Raw genomic sequence first — 15,900 nt, 5'->3', positions numbered from 1 at the left:
AGGCGGGTGGGTGTGGCTGCGTCCCTTCCGTGGGCTGCGAATGAGTTGATTCCACAACGGTAGACTCCACAGCCGCAAATGTGGAAGGTTGTTGAAGGTCTTTTTTGAAGGTCTATTGATAGCAGCAGAAAAAATTTCTAGCAGCAGAAAGGTTTATACAATCAGAATTAGGGGCGACATGGCTAGGGATTAGCCATCGTTTGGGGATCACCCTTGGGATCAAAACCGCTGAGGACTAAACCGATGGGTAAGCGTTGGCCGCGGCTGTTGCAGCAACGATATCGACGAGAGCCGATCGCCGCCTTCGTGCTAACCATGGGCCTGGTGCAGGTGACGATCGGGGGAGCGGATAGCGATGCAGGTTTGGCCGCTTTGGGGCTAATCTTTTTGGGCACGGCCGCCGCTCTCTATTGGCTGAAATATTCCGCGCGTGTGATTGACGCGGCCCGATCGCCCCGCATGACCTACCGCAGTTCCTCCGCCAGTCGCTTGCCCGTTTTGCCCGCCGCCCCCCGGCTAACCTCGGTTTACGGAGACCCGGTTTACACAGATCGATCGCGATCGCCCCTGCCACCCTTGCGCCTCCGCGATCGCCCCAATTCCGCCGACTAGCCCTTGTCGCCAGCCTCCGCGATCCCCCAGCCCTCTTGTCAGGGTGAATCCAGAGCTTTGAGCGAATCATCGTCCCGATCGAGCCGCATTGCATGAGCGATCTTTGCACCATCAGCCGTCGTGTCCAGTTTTCCGCAAGCTACCGTTACTGGTTGCCGGAACTGACGGAGGCGGAAAATCATCGGCGGTTCGGGATCGCCGCTCGATCGCCCGGCAGCACCTTCACGCTTTGGGTGCAAGTCCAAGGGCCGATCGATCCCTTTGGCATGGTGGCCAACCTATCCACCACCATCAAACGCGCCCTGCAACGGGAAGTGCTGGAACCCTTGCACGGAGCCAACCTCAACCAAATTTGGCCAGAATTTGCCAACACCCTGCCCACCAGCGAGTGGCTGGCCCAGGTGCTGTGGCAGCGTTTGGGCCAATGTTGGCAGCGGCAGGGCTTGCAACTGCGGCAAGTGCAACTGTCGCCCGATCCCGGTTTAGTTGTGGAATATCGAGGGCAAGCTATGGAAGCTCATCTAACGGTTCATACCCACTTCAGCGCCGCCCATCGTTTGGCTTTGCCAACCCTAACCTTGGCTCAAAATAGCGAAATTTATGGCAAATGTTCCCGCCCCAGTGGCCATGGCCACAACTATCAATTGTGGGTGACGGTGCGCGGTCAAATTGACCCTAGAACAGGGATGGTTGTTGAACTCAACCGGCTCCACGATCTCATTGAAATGCAAGTGGTGGAGCAGCTTGATCACACCTTTTTGAATCAGGATATTGCCTATTTTCAAGACATTGTACCCACGGCGGAAAATATTGCCGTTTATATTCGCGATCAACTGCTGGAGCCATTGCGGGAATTGGGAGTGCAGTTGGTCAAAGTTCGGCTGGATGAAACCGAAAATAATTCCTGTGAAGTGTATGTGCAAATGGAGGCTCCGTGGGTCGATCGCCCCGTAACCAGCGCGATCGACCAAGGAAAACCGGCGGGCGTGGGTGCAAACTAGGGCAGTCCGTGCCAGCTATTCAAACCGTACCGCCGTGCCGCTAACCGCCACCATCAACATGCCGCCTCCGTTGGACAGGCTAATGGTTTCATAATCAATGTCAATGCCAATGATGCCGTTCGCTCCCAATTCCGTAGCGGCGGCTTTCATTTCATTCATCGCGATGTCTTTGGCCTTGCGCAGTTCTTTTTCGTAGGAACCCGATCGCCCGCCAATCACGTCTCGGATGCCAGCGAAAAAGTCCTTGAAAATGTTCGCCCCCAAGATCGCTTCTCCACTGACCACGCCGTAATAGGAGATGATGCGCTTGCCTTCGAGGCTGGAGGTTGTGGTTAGCAACATAGTGTGATTAGGAATTCCGGTGATCGGTTCTTTTGTTGGGTTTTGCTTGATCTCATCCCTGTTGTAGCAAGATTGATGGGCGATCGACCGAGGGGTTGTGGGGGACTGTTCACGGGTTTTGGTGACTTTCACAGAAAAGACTAAACCGCTCGATCGGGTCAATGGCCACTCAATCGCCACGAATGGCGGCAAATTTTGCTTGAATGGCCCGCAGATGTTGCACGGGGTCTCAACCACGCTGTTACAAAAATTGGGCGATTGCGCAGAATTTGTGGCGGGCGACAATTCGATTTTGCGGGAGTTGTTGTACCCCGATCAGCAGCCGATCGACCTGCGCTATAGCTTGGCCCATGCGATTTTGCCCGTGGGCGAAACCTCGCTGCCCCACTCCCTGACCACCTCAGAGGTCTACTACATCATGGCGGGGCGGGGAGAAATGCACATCGATGGCGAGGTGCAAATCATTGAGCCAGGGGATGCGGTTTATATTCCGCCCAACGCTAAACAATTCGTGCGCAGCTTGGGCCCGAGCCGTTGACCTTCATCTTGGGGCATGGAAAATCAACTGTTTTCGTTGAATCCCAGGAAATGAAGACAGACCCTGACGACTTGTGCCAGTTGCAGGGGCGATCGGGAACAGGTGGGTTGCTATTTTTGGTAAAAATTACTATAAATAAATTGACCGGCCACCCGTCAACGGCCAGAGCGGTGTGACTGCCTCAAGATCCCTCCTGGCGATCGCCCGATCGATCGCTTCCCCAGTTATGTTGACCCTCACCACGCCCGACTTGGGGCCCACAACCCTGAACGCTCAAGTGGGCAACAGCGCCCTGCTGACGGATCTGTATCAGTTGACGATGATCGCTTGCTATTGCGATCGGGCGGTGGAGCAACAAACCGCCAGTTTTGAGCTGTTTACGCGCCGGTTGCCCGATGGGTTTGGCTACTTGGTGGCCATGGGACTGGAACAGGCCCTGCAATACCTGGAGCAGTTTCAGGTCAGCGCGTCCCAACAGGCCCAACTGCGGGCCACGGGGCTGTTTGACCATGCGCCCGATCGATTTTGGGACTTGTTGGCGACGGCTCGGTTTACGGGAGACTTGTGGGCCGTGCCCGAAGGAACCGTGGTGTTTGCCCATGAACCGCTGCTGCGAATTGAGGCTCCCCTCTGGCAAGCCCAGTGGGTGGAAACCTATCTGTTGAATGTGCTGAACTATCAAACCCTGGTGGCCACGCGATCGGCTCGGTTGCGGGATGTGGCGGGCGATCGGGCGCAAATTTTGGAATTTGGCACAAGGCGGGCCTTCAGTCCCCAGGCGGCCCTGTGGGCGGCGCGGGCGGCCTTGGCGGCCGGCTTGGATGCCACTTCCAATGTGGAAGCGGCGTTGCAGTTGGGGCGACAACCGGCGGGCACGATGGCCCATGCCCTGGTGATGGCCCTGGGTGCTTCCATGGGGTCGGAGCTGGCGGCGTTTGAGGCTTTTCAGGGACTGTTTCCCCATGGGGCGCTACTGGTGGATACCTTTGACCCGGTGCGGGCGATCGAACAGTTGGCGGAGCGGGTGCGGGCTGGTGGGGCCCCCGTGCCGGCCATCCGATTGGATTCGGGAGACTTGGTGAGCCTGTCACAGCTAGCGCGCGATCGATTGCCGGGAACGCAAATTTTGGTCAGCGGTGATCTGGATGAGGCGGAAATCGATCGCCTACGGGCGGCCGGTGCTGAGATTGATGGCTATGGCGTGGGCACAAAGTTGGTGACGGGCCAGCCGGTGAATGGGGTTTATAAATTAGTGGAGTTGGCGGGGCAACCGGTGGCCAAAGGCTCCAGCGGCAAGGCCACCTATCCGGGCCGAAAACAGGTGCTGCGCGATCGGGACGAGGCGGGCCGTTGGTTGGGCGATCGGCTGGTGTTGGCCGATGAAGTGCCCCGATCAGAGCTGGGATTGTTGCGGCCCGTGATGCGTGCGGGACAACGGTTGACGGATCCAGAATCCCTGCTGACCATTGCCCAACGCACCCGATCGCAGGTTCAAAGCCTCCCGGAGGCGGTGCGATCGATCCATGACCCAACCCCAGTGCGGCCGGAACTGTCGCCTGCGCTACAATCGCTCACGACTCGGGTGCATCAATCGATCCAAGCTGCTTCTTAAGCTGCTTCCCACGCTCCTTCCCAAACTGTCCCAAGGCCAGCACCCCAGTGGTTGCCAATTCCGCTCCATCAACCCGTCATTTTCCACAAACCTGTATTCCTGCCGTTGTTTTGGCGGCCAGAATCCCATGATGTCGATCGCGTTGTTTGGAACCAGTGCAGATCCCCCAACCTATGGCCATCAGGCGATTGTTGCTTGGTTGGCCCAACGGTTCGATCGGGTTGCGGTTTGGGCTGCGGACAATCCCTTCAAAAGTCATCGCGCTCCCCTCGACTGTCGCACGGCCATGTTGCGGGTGCTGATCGAGTCGATCGAACCACGGCCCGCTCATGTGCAGGTTTGTCCAGACCTGAGCCACCCGCGCACGGTGGTGGTGTTGGAACGGGCCCGGGAACGCTGGCCCCACGCCCAGTTCAGCCTAGTCATTGGGTCAGATTTGGTGGCCCAACTGCCCCGGTGGTATCGCTCGGCGGACATTCTGCAATTTGCCCAATTGCTGGTGATTCCTCGGCCGGGCTATCCCTTGGAAACGGCCGCGATCGAACATTTAGCCGACCTGGGAGCCAGGGTGCAGGTGGCTGACCTCAACAGCCCTGCCAGTTCTTCCACCGCCTATCGGGAAGCGGGCGATCGCAACAGTATCCCCCCCGAAATTGAAGCCTATATTCGGGGTGAGCAGCTTTACCTATGGCAGAACGTCGGCTAGGTTCCCATCGCCTCAATGCAAAACTCAGTGCCAAGCTTAGTGCCCAACAGAGCACCAAACAGAGCACCAAACAGAGTGCCAAACAATCGCCTGCTCCCCTGGCGGGCGATTCCCTGGCTGATTTCAAAGTAGGGGTTGATAACGTCATTTTTTCCGTGGACAGCGACAAGCGCCGACTGTTGGTGTTGCTGGTGATGCGGCAACACGAACCCTTTGCCGGTTGTTGGAGCTTGCCCGGAACCTTGGTGCGCCAAGGCGAGGCCCTGGAAGCGGCGGCCTATCGCGTCTTGGCGGAAAAAATTCGCGTCCGGCATCTGTACCTAGAGCAGCTTTATACCTTTGGTGGGCCCGGCCGCGATCCCCGGGAAGCCGCCGACAGTTTTGGGGTGCGGTACTTGTCCGTCAGCTACTTTGCCCTGGTGCGCTATGCGGAGGTGGAGGCGATCGCGGATTTTGCCACCGATGGGGCGATCGGGATTGCTTGGTATCCGTTCGATCGCCTGCCGGAACTGGCTTTTGATCACGATCGAATTGTGCAATACGGCTATCAACGCTTGCGCAACAAATTGGAATACAGCCCGATCGCCTTTGATGTGTTGCCGGAATCCTTCACCCTCAGCGATCTTTATCAGCTTTACACCATTGTTTTAGGCGAAAACTTTTCAGACTATTCCAACTTCCGCAGCCGCTTGCTGAAGCTGGGAATTTTGTTGGACACGGGCGTGAAGGTGTCGCGCGGTGCTGGTCGTCCGGCTAGTCTTTATCAATTTGATGCGATCGCCTTTCAACAGTTGGAAAATAAGCCCCTCGTTTTTGTCTAAATCTTGGGCAAAATCCTGGTCTAATAGTCCAAGTTGCCTGCAAAGACTCTGCCAAAAACGCCGATGACTGCGCCCAGTAACTCCCCCGATCTCGACCAGTTGCCGGCCGATCAAGCCAAGCAACCGGCCCAGCCTTGGTTTTGGCTCCTGTGGGCCGGCTTCACGCTCTATGCTTTCCTGCTGGCCCCGCCCGATCGCCCGGACACCTTGGATTTGATCATTCGCCTTTCGACGGGTCAAGTATCCGGCGAAAATCCGCTCATCGTGGCTCTTTTTAACCTGATGGGCATTTGGCCGTTGATTTACTGTTGCTTGCTGTTTGCCGATGGGCGGGGGCAACCGGTGCGTGCTTGGCCCTTTGCGATCGGGTCAATGGCATTGGGGGCCTTTGCCCTGTTGCCTTACCTGGCCCTGCGGCGATCGAACCCACAGTTCACGGGCGAGCGATCGGGTCTGATTCGATTCTGGGATTCCCGTTGGCTGGCTTTGGGTCTCGCGATTGGGGCGATCGGGCTGCTGGGTTGGGGTCTGTCCCAAGGCAACTGGTCAGATTTTGGGCAACAGTGGCAAACCAGCCGATTTATCCATGTGATGAGCCTCGATTTTCTGATGCTTTCCTTGCTGTTTCCTGCCCTGGTGGGCGATGATTTAGCCCGGAGAGGTTGGCATCAGCAAACCGTTTGGCAATGGCTAACGTTTTTGCCTTTGGTGGGGCCTTTTGCTTACCTTTGCCTTCGCCCACCGATTCAGGTGGCAAATGAGTAACTAGCAATTATGGTGGGAGTGAACCTGGTTGGCTTTTAGCAAATTTCTGAAGTCTCCTCAGGGCTTTTTCCAAATTTTTCAGAATTTTTTTGAATTTTATAAACTTTGCAAATTTCGTTGAAAGCTCCAATCCCTTTTGGGCTGTTCAAGCATCTTTTGGAAGAGTGTTTTAACCCATGAAACGTCGCCATTTAATGCAGTCGATCGGGCTAGGCTCCGTGACGGCCACTGCTGCCGCCTGTGCCCCCAAACCTAGTGGCGGCCCGCCCGTTGCTGCCGACTTACCCAGAATTCAGTGGCGGGCGATCGCCAGTTGGCCCAAAGCCCTCGACACCATTTTTGGTGGCTTAGTCAGCATCTGCGATCGGGTCAAAGAACTCAGCGACGGCCGATTCATCATCACGCCCCATACCGCTGGAGAAATTGTGGGCGCACTGGAAGTGATGGACGCAGTACAGCTCGGAGCGGCTGAATGCGGCCACAGTTCCAGCTATTACTATTTGGGCAAGCATCGAGGACTCGCTTTTGGCACTTCAGTGCCCTTTGGCCTCACAGCCCAGCAACAAAATGCTTGGCTCTATGCTGGCGGCGGCTTAACAGCTTTACAAGCCATTTATCGCAGCTTCAATATTATTAATTTTCCCGCTGGCAACACGGGAACCCAAATGGGAGGCTGGTTTAAACGCGAAATTCAAACCCTCAGTGATTTGCAGGGTTTGAAAATGCGAATTCCTGGTCTTGGTGGCGAGGTGATGTCGCGATTGGGGGTGAATGTGCAGGTGTTGCCCGGTAGCGAAGTGTTCTTGGCACTCGATCGGGGAACCATTGATGCGGCCGAGTGGGTTGGCCCCTATGACGATGCGAAATTGGGACTGAACCGCGCCGCCCGTTTCTATTACTATCCCGGTTGGTGGGAACCCGGCAGCACACTCGATTTCTTTGTCAACTTAGAAGCCTGGAACCGATTGCCAAAAGCCTATCAACAGATGATTCAACTGGCAGCCCAAGAAGCCAACTATGCCATGTTGTCAAACTATGAAGCCCTCAACACGGCAGGCCTCAAAACTCTCATTGCCAGTGGCACACAACTGCGGCCCTATTCCGCCGAAATTTTAAAACAAGCCAAAACGGAAACAGAAGCACTGTTTGCAGACTTAGCCCAGCGAGATGCAAACTTCAAGGCCATTTATGAACCTTGGAAAACCTTTCAACAATCGGTGATTGCTTGGAACAACACCAATGAATGGGTTTTTGCAGAAGCGGTTAAACCTTAAACCATCCAGTCTTGCCTTTAAATCTTTCAAATCCTTTAAATTTTCCCCGTTTAAACCTATGCAAACTATGCAGAATTGGCAACGGTGGCTTCAACGGCAACTCCCTCCCTGGTTGCGGCTGTCTCGACAAATCGATCGCTGGAATTTTCGCTTGGGCCAAGCCATGGGCTGGTTGGTGGTGGCCATGCTGGCGATCGGGTCTTGGAATGTGATTGGTCGCTATTTGGGCCGGGCGATCGGGCAAAATCTCACCTCCAACACCAGCATTGAGTTGCAGTGGTATCTCTTTAGCGGTGTGTTTTTGCTCGGTGCTGCCTACACAATGCAGCGGAATGGCCATGTGCGGGTAGATGTGTTCTATAAAAATTGGTCGCCCCGCACCCAGGCGATCGCCAATTTAGTTGGAACCGTTCTGTTTCTAATGCCCTTTTCGGCTTTAGTTTTGATGGCTTCTTGGCAATGGACAGCCAATGCTTGGATGGTTCAGGAACTCTCGCCCGATCCCGGTGGTTTGCCGCGCTATCCCATCAAAGGATTGATTTTAATTAGTTTTGTGGTTTTGATGATTCAGGGAGTTTCAGAAATCATTAAAAACTTGGCAATCATTGCCGGTTTAGGCACAGATCCCTCGTCGCAGCCGATCGCCCACTCGATCGCCCCCCATCAACCCAGCCAACCATCGGCCAGCCAAGCATCGGAGAACCCCTCGGAAAACTCATCGGAGGGAGATCGCTAATGGAAACCCTTGGATTTGACTGGCTGGGGCCCCTCATGTTTTTGGGGGCGCTGCTCTTTTTGTCCCTCGGCTATCCCGTCGCCTTCTCCTTGGGTGGGGTTGCCATTGTTTTTGCCCTGATTGGAATCAATGTCGATGCGTTTGAGCCAAGCTTTTTAGCTGCCTTGCCCAGCCGCATTTTTGACATTATGAAAAACTACACGTTGCTGGCCATTCCTTATTTTATTTTCCTAGGATCCGTTCTGGAAAAGTCAGGAATTGCCGAGCAACTTTTAGAAACCGTCGGTATTTTGTTTGGCCGCTTGCGGGGTGGCTTGGCCCTGGCGGTGGTGGTGGTGGGGGCCATGCTGGCGGCCACAACGGGAGTCGTGGCGGCAACGGTCGTGGCCATGGGTCTCATTTCCCTGCCCATCATGCTGCGCTATGGCTACAATCGCGAGCTGGCCACGGGGGTGATTGCCGCTTCTGGAACCTTGGGGCAAATCATTCCGCCCAGTGTGGTGCTGGTGGTGCTGGGCGACCAATTGGGCGTTTCGGTGGGCAATCTGTTCCTGGGGGCAGTGATTCCCGGCCTGATGATGGCGGGGGCCTTTGCCTTGCATGTGTTGCTGGTGGCCTTTTTGAAGCCGGAAGCCGCGCCGGCCCTGCCGCCGGAGGTTTGCCAAATGCCGCGCCGAGAATTGCGGCAACGGGTGGTGCAGTCCATGTTGCCCCCGTTGGTGCTGATTTTGTTGGTGTTGGGGAGCATTTTCTTTGGCATTGCCACCCCCACGGAGGCGGGCGCGGTGGGTTCCTTGGGGGCGATCGCCCTGGCCTTGTTGAATCGCCAATTCAGTTGGGTTGCCCTGCGGGACTCCTGCGAAGCCACCCTGCGCATTTCCAGCATGGCCCTATTTATTTTGATTGGTTCAACGGCTTTCAGTTTGGTTTTTCGGGGTCTCCACGGCGATCGGTTCATGTTCGAGATTCTGTCGAACCTGCCGGGCGAGGGAGTGGGTTTCTTAGCCCTCAATCAGAAGTGTTGAATGACAGATTCAGGTTATAAAAAAGGGGTAAGAAGATGTAATTCTTACCCCAAACAATCAAAAAGTAATACACCAATGTTACGCTCATTCTCTCAAATCGTCAAACCTATTCTCAAAAGCTTACCTGAGCATGATTACCCAGTGCTCAGCAGTCGGAGATTTTTTGAGATCTGGTTGACCTTCATTCTTGATCAAGGTTTGATGAGCATGAGAGACCTATTTTTCAAGCTCAATCACACCGGTATCTCAGTAGACATATCAACGTTTTCCAAGGCTTGTAAAAACCGGGATAATCACCGATTCTGCCGCATCTACACTCAGCTAATCAGAACACTGAAACAGCGTCATCATCCCGATGCCATGATGCTAATGCCCATTGATTCCACCGTTGTGACTCTCACTAGCCGACTGTTTTGGCAACAGAGTTATCATCGAGTCAAACTCTTAGCAGGCTTCAATCAGCAACAAGGGTGGTCAAGCGAATGCCTGATCCATTTTGGTCAAGGGCATGATGCCAAATTTTCTGGCTACCTGCCGAGTATGATTCCTGAAAACGGGATTGGGATTATGGATCGGGGTTTTGCTGATTGGCATTTCATTGATGAGTTGAGTGAAATAGGGACTTATTTTGTGGTGCGAATCAAGAACAATATGAAAGTCAATCTGAATCATGACCGCTATCGAGTAGTCACCTTTTGCGATCTAGAAAGTCGATGTGAATTTCGTTTAGCAACGAATTTAGTAGACTTTTCAAATGAAGAGATTGGAGAACTGTATCGAAAGCGCTGGCAGATTGAGTTGCTATGGAAGTTCTTAAAGATGCATTTAAAATTAGATCAGCTCATTACGAAAAATCAAAATGGCGTAGCAATACAGATCTACATGGTCTTAATTGCTTATGCCATCTTGCAGTTAATAGAATTGCCGCAATTCTATAGTCAGACGCTACTAGATAAATTGCGATATTTGCAAGTTGTACTCGGTCGCTATGGCTCAATCAGTCATTGGAGCTATGATTTACTGCCAGAAACTCTTGTTGCCTAGAATATGAAGTTTTGTGTTTAGATTCAACACTTCTGGCCCTCAATATGTTGGTGGTTTTCCTGTTGGGGTTCTTTATTGACTTCTTTGAAATCGCCTTTATTGTGGTTCCGATTTTTGCCCCCGTTGCCAAAGCCCTTGGGTTTAATATGATTTGGTATGGGGTGATTTTAGGGGCGAACTTGCAAACTTCTTTCCTCACGCCACCCTTTGGATTTGCCCTGTTTTATCTACGGGGCGTTGCGCCTGCCATTGTCAAAACGGAGGAGCTATATCGGGGGGTAATTCCTTTTATTTGTCTGCAACTGCTAGTGTTGCTGATTATTATTCTGTTCCCGGATTTGGTGATGTGGTTACCGTCTCTCAGCTTCGACTGATTAGACAGTAGATCTCTTTAGCAAATCAGTAAAAAGCCTTCATCCTCTTCTCAAAATGGGCCGATCGACGCTCATTTTTTAGTATCACGACTGCCTTAATTCTCTGGGTCAAAGCCGCAGAGCCAGTCGTCATAACAAGGGGCTTAAGCCCCTTGCTATCTAACGAGCTGGTAACCTTGCTGCCTAATGAGCTGGTAACGTTAATAGTCATTCGACGGGAAAACCAGGCAAAGAAATTTAGGAATTCAGGGCCGGGCGATCACGCTGTTGATCCTGCCGAGAATACACTTGACCATCATCCCAAAGGCCAACCAAAGCCGTGATTAAAGCTTTAGCAAAACCCATGCAGTAGCAGCCAAAACGTACCAATACTTTTAGGGGTGAACCGCTCTTGTAGCAGGGGGGATGACCCAAAACATGGCAGTCAAACAGTTTGGCAAAAAAGCGAATCTGTTGTCCAAGACTGAGGTGTTTGAATCCGAGCCAAAAATGGTTGTGATAGAAGGTGGTTTGATAGCCGATCGAACGGGTGCTGATGTCATGGCAACCGCCGGTTTCTTCGCCTAAATGCACCAAATGGGCAGCGGGGTCATACCAAATTTTGAAGCCAGTTTTACGCAGGCTTAAGCAAAAGTCGGACTCTTCGCGAACAGCGCTGCCCCGATAGCGCTCATCAAACCGCAGGCCATGCTGCACAAACAGGTTGCGCCGAAAGGACATGTTACAACCTCGGGCCGTGATCACCGGTTGGGGCTGGGTGGCCCGCACTAGGTCAATGTGATACCAGGCAATCGCGGGGTCAGAGGCTTCCGGCACTTGGTAATCAAATTCGCCCACATGTTTGGTGCATTCTTGCTCCAATTTCATGCGATCGAACACGCGCCCGGCCACCGCTCCAATCTGGGGATCGCCATAGTTCGCCACATGAGCCGCAATGAAACCTGGCTCCAGGCGCACATCATCATCAATAAAAATCAGAATTTCACCGCTCGATCGCCGGGCCGCAAAGTTTCGGGCCCCTGGCAAGCTCGCCCACCGCAGGCGATGCCATTGAATTTTGCCCCCATCGGCCCATTGGGCTAGTTTCGCTTCGGTTTCGGGCAGGTGCTGCGGGGTTTGGTCAACGACGATCACTTCAAAATCAGGATAGTCCTGGGCTAGCACATCCTCGATCGAGGTGCAAAGCACTTGTTCGCGCCCGTAGGTGGGCACAATGACTGAAACCTTTGGCAACTGGGAAACCTGACTCATATCCGCAACCGTGGGGGGATGGCTAGGATGGCTGGAGCGATTCGATCGAACCGTAAATCTTAATCCAAGAGCATCCGAGCGTTGTCCGGTGAAGGGCCGCTAGGGGCGGGGGCGGTCAACATACCGCGCCGCGATCGCCCCGCCAACGAACCCAAAAAGATGCATTTGCCAGGACACGCCCGAGCGCAACGGTAGCACCCCAAAAATCAAACTGCCATAGAGGCTGAAGATAAAAATCGAAAGCAAAATGCCGCTGGCGCTGCGTTCAAACCAACCCCGAAACAGCACATAGCTGAGATAGCCAAACACCAAACCACTTGCGCCGATGTGGATGGAGTTGCTGGGGCCAATCAGCCAGGTTCCCAGACCGCTAATGAGGGCGATCGCGCCGGTCACTTTCCAAAAGGTTTCGCGCCCACGCACCAACACCAACCAACCCAGCACCCCCAGGGGCACGGTGTTGGCCATCAAATGGGCCAAGTCGCCATGGAGCAAGGGGGCAAAGACAATCCCCCGCAGGCCGATGACATTGCGGGGAACAATGCCCAACACATCGAGATAGCCCCGGAAAACGAACTGATCAACAATTTCCAGCAGCCACAGGAGGCCAATCAGCGATGCCAAAAATCGCCCTTGGGATTTGAGTTCTTCGGTCACATGCTCAAGGAGTGATTACTGAAATTGACGACTGGAAAAGATTCCCAGGGGAACGCGATTGGAAAGGAGCACGGGGCGCGTTTTCCACTATAGCCAGGATAGCGAACGGAACCGTCGGTGGGGGCGCGATCAGGCGATTGTCGTGGGGTGCTGAATTCGAGGTGATGGCGATCGGGCGATCGACCGTTTTGGAAATCTGTCCCGCACAATCGCTAGTGAGATGGAAATGTTGGCTAGGCTGAAGACAGCCAGGCTTTTGATTCTCTGCATTCCAACGCCTTGGCCGTCCACTGCTGCTTTTCAACGACCGATCGCCCATGGGTTCCCGGACTGAGTTCAAAATTCCAGAACCTGGGTTCAGGGTCTGCGTTGAGTTTGCCAGTTCGGGCAAGTTTCCCCTGCGCTTACCTCCTGGCCAGTCGGCCTCCGTGACCAGGGAGGATGGCAAGCGATCGCTGAAGACTTATTCGGGCCCCGTCGCCATGTTTCCTAATTGTTCTCCTCGTTTGGCTGCCCAGTTGCCCCCTGCTGTTCGATCGGGCCCTGCTGCTGCGCGTCGGTGGCGGGGACTTTGGGGCGGGGCGATCGCCCTGTGGTTGGGTTGGCCCGGCGTTGCGTTGGCTTATCTCCAGTCGATCGACCCGGTTCCCAGCCCCAGTCCCAGCCGCCCTGGGACACCCACGCCCACGCCCACGCGCCCGCCGACTCCCACTCCCACCCTGACTCCCAGCCCAACTCCCACCCGTCCCCCAACTCCGACTCCCACCCCAACGCGCCCGCCAACTCCAACTCCCACCCCAACACGCCCGCCGACTCCGACCCCAACTCCCACCCGTCCCCCAACTCCGACTCCCACCCCAACGCGCCCGCCCGATCGCGCGGCTCCCTGCCTGAACGAGGGCGATCGCTACCGGGCCCGCATGTGTGAGTTGCGAGCTTCAGACGAGCGCTGGATTGAAATTCACCTCAGCAATCAGCGATTGATCGCCTGGGAAGGGAATAAGCCCGTTTATGCGGTGATTGTGTCCACGGGCAAACCGGGCACGCCAACTTGGCCGGGAATTTTCCGAATTCAGCGCAAGCTCCCGATCGATCGAATGCGCGGGGCCGATTACGACGTGCCCAACGTGCCCCATGTGATGTACTACCACCGGGGCTATGCGATTCACGGGGCTTACTGGCATCAGCGCTTTGGCACGCCGGTCAGCCACGGTTGCACTAACGTGGCCCCGGATCATGCCCGCTGGCTGTTCAACTGGGCCGATGTGGGCACCCCGATCGTGATTCGCCCCTAGGGATTGTCATCAAATTCCCTGAAACCCCTACTCCACCCTGAATTGATCGCTAGGGACAAGGGGCTGAAGCCCCTTGTTGTGATGATTGGGGTATGGCAGATCAACTACCTTCACTGGATGCCAGGAAATCGCGACAGGCCCTAATTCTCCCGATCAGGATTGGCTAATCAGCCTACGGACGAGAATCCTTGGTTAAATGGTCTCGAACTGTTTGGCAGCGAGAACCAAGTCATGATCTTTGTCGGGTTGATTTTGGGTGTCGTGATCGGCGGTGCGATCGCCTGGTATTTGATGCAACAGCGGGTGGCCGACCTGGAACGCCAGCAAAAGCAATATCTCGATCGGCAACGGCAAACCCTGGAGCAAGATTTTGAGGTGCAAAAGCAGACGGCTCGCAAAAACTTCGATCGGGAATTGCAAGCCCTGCAAACGGAAATTGCCCAACTGAAAGCACAAACCGCCCCCACCGCCGCACCGCCCACTCCCGATCCTGCACGCTCTGCTCCGCGCCCGGCGGCAACCGGTCAACCGGCGGCCCAGCTCCCGGATCCTTGGGGTGGAGCCGGTGCGCCCGCGCCAACGCCTGCCCCGGAACCCGCACCAGAGCCAGTTGCAGAACCCACGCCGGAACCTACGCCGGAACCCGCACCAGAGCCAGTTGCAGAACCGGAGCCAACGGCGGCCTCAGGGGAACCCGTTGCAGAACCCACGCCGGAACCTACACCGGAAACCGCACCGGAAACCGCGGCCGAACCGATCACGGAGCAAGCTGCGGAACCAGTCACTGAACCGGTCACTGAGCCGGTCACTGAACCGGTCACGACTCCTGAGCCGATCGCCCCAATCGCGCCCAGCAATCAACCCAGCCCGATCGAGCAAGTGACCCAACTCGCCACCAAGGTTCGGGCGATCGGCCAGCGAGCCGAGGGCCAAAAACTGATCAACGAGCTGTTGACCTTCACCAGCAGCCCCGATGCCACCGTACGTGCCGCCGCGATCGAGGCCCTCAGCGCCGTCCACAGCCCTGAAGTGGCGAGCTGCCTCGAAAAAGCCCTCCATGATGCGGCCCCGATCGTGGTGCGAGCGGCTGCCAAAGGGTTGGAGCGCTTCAAAAGCCAAGCCCCGATCGCCCAACCGGTTGAAGAATCACCGCCGCCTCCCAACGGCGGCCCCAAACAGCCCTAGGTCTGGCGATCCGGAAGCCAGCGCATGATTTCCCTTCAGTGCGATCGCTCCTCATGGGTCAAACCCCTCAATAACTGAGGACTGAAAATAGGGCAATCAATTGTAAAGAATTTCCCGAAAATCCGGATTCATTCCAGAACTAACTGAACTCACAGGGCGGAAAGTTTTTCCTTCTGCCCTGTGTTTTATTTCATACATCGTTTTGAAATGAATGTTTGATTTCGCACAGCATTGCCTGAAAGCCTTAAAATTACGTTCATTCATGTCGCATTTTGCACATCTTTATCCATTGCTTCGCCCATTATTAAAAAAGTTGTTGTAACTTAAATTCAAGCTTGTCAATTTTATGCAGAATCCTTTAAACTAATTGTAAGGATTTTAAAAAGTCCTCTACAAAAAGTCTTAACGTCTTTTGGGGCTGCTCTAGTTAGACCGCTTCCATTGGCTCATTCAAACAATTTGATTAGCCTTAATTGAGCGCATAAGTTTCTTCACAGCACTGAAGAACAGCCCACAACGATCAACCCAAATTCAAAATTCATCAGATTCGTCAGAGCTAACTCGTCACAACCAAGACAGATTTACAAGATCTGCATGATTCAATCGCTCGGATCTATCGATTCAGGTCTATTGATTCGGGTCTATCAATCTAGATCTATCCA

Annotated in this window: 14 protein-coding genes and 3 pseudogenes; 14 read left to right on the top strand and 3 right to left on the bottom strand. The window is 54.5% G+C overall.

Annotated features, from left to right (window positions below; genetic code table 11):
* Nucleotides 1-243: 243 nt before the first annotated feature.
* Together ACZA91_RS12145 and ACZA91_RS12140 are read left to right on the top strand one after the other, a co-directional pair.
* Nucleotides 244-612, top strand: coding sequence for a hypothetical protein (locus ACZA91_RS12145; protein WP_143473166.1), 369 nt, complete (start codon nucleotides 244-246; stop codon nucleotides 610-612).
* Between the two features lie 92 nt (nucleotides 613-704).
* Entirely contained in the window at nucleotides 705-1,613 is a 909-nt protein-coding gene (locus ACZA91_RS12140) for a 6-carboxytetrahydropterin synthase (protein WP_463182446.1), read from the top strand.
* Between the two features lie 15 nt (nucleotides 1,614-1,628).
* Here ACZA91_RS12140 and ACZA91_RS12135 read toward each other — a convergent pair whose 3' ends face one another.
* Complete coding sequence (locus tag ACZA91_RS12135; RefSeq protein WP_099534939.1) at nucleotides 1,629-1,955, bottom strand: heavy metal-binding domain-containing protein; 327 nt, start codon at nucleotides 1,953-1,955, stop codon at nucleotides 1,629-1,631.
* A 97-nt stretch (nucleotides 1,956-2,052) separates the two neighbouring features.
* Here ACZA91_RS12135 and ACZA91_RS12130 point away from each other — a divergent pair, with 97 nt between their 5' ends.
* The 10 genes and pseudogenes from ACZA91_RS12130 to ACZA91_RS12085 all read left to right on the top strand — a co-directional run.
* The gene (locus ACZA91_RS12130; RefSeq protein ID WP_463182445.1) at nucleotides 2,053-2,493 is read left to right on the top strand and encodes a cupin domain-containing protein; all 441 of its coding nucleotides are present in this window, start codon (nucleotides 2,053-2,055) and stop codon (nucleotides 2,491-2,493) included.
* A gap of 226 nt (nucleotides 2,494-2,719) precedes the next feature.
* Nucleotides 2,720-4,105 carry a nicotinate phosphoribosyltransferase gene (locus tag ACZA91_RS12125; RefSeq protein ID WP_463186433.1) on the top strand — a complete coding sequence of 462 codons (1,386 nt, stop codon included), beginning with the start codon at nucleotides 2,720-2,722 and terminating at the stop codon, nucleotides 4,103-4,105.
* Nucleotides 4,106-4,232: 127 nt separating this feature from the next.
* The gene (locus ACZA91_RS12120) at nucleotides 4,233-4,811 is read left to right on the top strand and encodes a nicotinate-nucleotide adenylyltransferase (protein ID WP_463182444.1); all 579 of its coding nucleotides are present in this window, start codon (nucleotides 4,233-4,235) and stop codon (nucleotides 4,809-4,811) included.
* The gene (locus tag ACZA91_RS12115) at nucleotides 4,793-5,632 is read left to right on the top strand and encodes an NUDIX hydrolase (RefSeq protein ID WP_463182443.1); all 840 of its coding nucleotides are present in this window, start codon (nucleotides 4,793-4,795) and stop codon (nucleotides 5,630-5,632) included. The genes ACZA91_RS12120 and ACZA91_RS12115 overlap by 19 nt, the downstream gene beginning before the upstream one ends.
* Before the next feature lie 63 nt (nucleotides 5,633-5,695).
* The gene (locus ACZA91_RS12110) at nucleotides 5,696-6,397 is read left to right on the top strand and encodes a DUF2834 domain-containing protein (RefSeq protein WP_463182442.1); all 702 of its coding nucleotides are present in this window, start codon (nucleotides 5,696-5,698) and stop codon (nucleotides 6,395-6,397) included.
* Between the two features lie 176 nt (nucleotides 6,398-6,573).
* Nucleotides 6,574-7,671: a TRAP transporter substrate-binding protein gene (locus ACZA91_RS12105; RefSeq protein WP_463182441.1), complete on the top strand. Its 1,098-nt coding sequence runs from the start codon at nucleotides 6,574-6,576 to the stop codon at nucleotides 7,669-7,671.
* Between the two features lie 58 nt (nucleotides 7,672-7,729).
* The gene (locus ACZA91_RS12100) at nucleotides 7,730-8,407 is read left to right on the top strand and encodes a TRAP transporter small permease subunit (protein ID WP_463182440.1); all 678 of its coding nucleotides are present in this window, start codon (nucleotides 7,730-7,732) and stop codon (nucleotides 8,405-8,407) included.
* A pseudogene (locus tag ACZA91_RS12095) lies at nucleotides 8,407-9,420 on the top strand (TRAP transporter large permease); the annotation flags it as partial. The gene ACZA91_RS12100 and the pseudogene ACZA91_RS12095, both read left to right, overlap by 1 nt.
* Before the next feature lie 87 nt (nucleotides 9,421-9,507).
* Nucleotides 9,508-10,476: a transposase gene (locus ACZA91_RS12090; protein ID WP_463186432.1), complete on the top strand. Its 969-nt coding sequence runs from the start codon at nucleotides 9,508-9,510 to the stop codon at nucleotides 10,474-10,476.
* Nucleotides 10,477-10,508: 32 nt separating this feature from the next.
* Nucleotides 10,509-10,850, top strand: a pseudogene (locus ACZA91_RS12085) (TRAP transporter large permease subunit); the annotation flags it as partial.
* A 237-nt stretch (nucleotides 10,851-11,087) separates the two neighbouring features.
* On the opposite strand, the gene hpsN reads toward ACZA91_RS12085, so the two are convergent.
* Nucleotides 11,088-12,101: a hormogonium polysaccharide biosynthesis glycosyltransferase HpsN gene (gene hpsN, locus ACZA91_RS12080; RefSeq protein WP_099534931.1), complete on the bottom strand. Its 1,014-nt coding sequence runs from the start codon at nucleotides 12,099-12,101 to the stop codon at nucleotides 11,088-11,090.
* A 99-nt stretch (nucleotides 12,102-12,200) separates the two neighbouring features.
* The gene (locus ACZA91_RS12075; RefSeq protein WP_190355647.1) at nucleotides 12,201-12,758 is read right to left on the bottom strand and encodes a rhomboid family intramembrane serine protease; all 558 of its coding nucleotides are present in this window, start codon (nucleotides 12,756-12,758) and stop codon (nucleotides 12,201-12,203) included.
* Between the two features lie 929 nt (nucleotides 12,759-13,687).
* Between ACZA91_RS12075 and ACZA91_RS12070 the strand changes: the two are divergent.
* Nucleotides 13,688-14,053: pseudogene (locus ACZA91_RS12070) on the top strand (L,D-transpeptidase); the annotation flags it as partial.
* A 159-nt stretch (nucleotides 14,054-14,212) separates the two neighbouring features.
* Nucleotides 14,213-15,238: a HEAT repeat domain-containing protein gene (locus tag ACZA91_RS12065; protein WP_463182439.1), complete on the top strand. Its 1,026-nt coding sequence runs from the start codon at nucleotides 14,213-14,215 to the stop codon at nucleotides 15,236-15,238.
* Nucleotides 15,239-15,900: the final 662 nt, after the last annotated feature.

Source organism: Limnothrix sp. CMB-01, assembly GCF_055193175.1.
The sequence above is the reverse complement of the archived record's forward strand: the minus strand, read 5'-3'. Positions and strand labels throughout refer to the sequence as shown.

Bases quoted from the DNA above. Each gene is read 5' to 3' on its own strand.
- ACZA91_RS12145 (WP_143473166.1), top strand. From the start codon at position 244: ATGGGTAAGCGTTGGCCGCGGCTGTTGCAGCAACGATATCGACGAGAG.
- ACZA91_RS12140 (WP_463182446.1), top strand. From the start codon at position 705: ATGAGCGATCTTTGCACCATCAGCCGTCGTGTCCAGTTTTCCGCAAGC.
- ACZA91_RS12135 (WP_099534939.1), bottom strand. From the start codon at position 1,955: ATGTTGCTAACCACAACCTCCAGCCTCGAAGGCAAGCGCATCATCTCC.
- ACZA91_RS12125 (WP_463186433.1), top strand. From the start codon at position 2,720: ATGTTGACCCTCACCACGCCCGACTTGGGGCCCACAACCCTGAACGCT.
- ACZA91_RS12120 (WP_463182444.1), top strand. From the start codon at position 4,233: ATGATGTCGATCGCGTTGTTTGGAACCAGTGCAGATCCCCCAACCTAT.
- ACZA91_RS12115 (WP_463182443.1), top strand. From the start codon at position 4,793: ATGGCAGAACGTCGGCTAGGTTCCCATCGCCTCAATGCAAAACTCAGT.
- ACZA91_RS12110 (WP_463182442.1), top strand. From the start codon at position 5,696: ATGACTGCGCCCAGTAACTCCCCCGATCTCGACCAGTTGCCGGCCGAT.
- ACZA91_RS12105 (WP_463182441.1), top strand. From the start codon at position 6,574: ATGAAACGTCGCCATTTAATGCAGTCGATCGGGCTAGGCTCCGTGACG.
- ACZA91_RS12100 (WP_463182440.1), top strand. From the start codon at position 7,730: ATGCAAACTATGCAGAATTGGCAACGGTGGCTTCAACGGCAACTCCCT.
- ACZA91_RS12090 (WP_463186432.1), top strand. From the start codon at position 9,508: ATGTTACGCTCATTCTCTCAAATCGTCAAACCTATTCTCAAAAGCTTA.
- hpsN (WP_099534931.1), bottom strand. From the start codon at position 12,101: ATGAGTCAGGTTTCCCAGTTGCCAAAGGTTTCAGTCATTGTGCCCACC.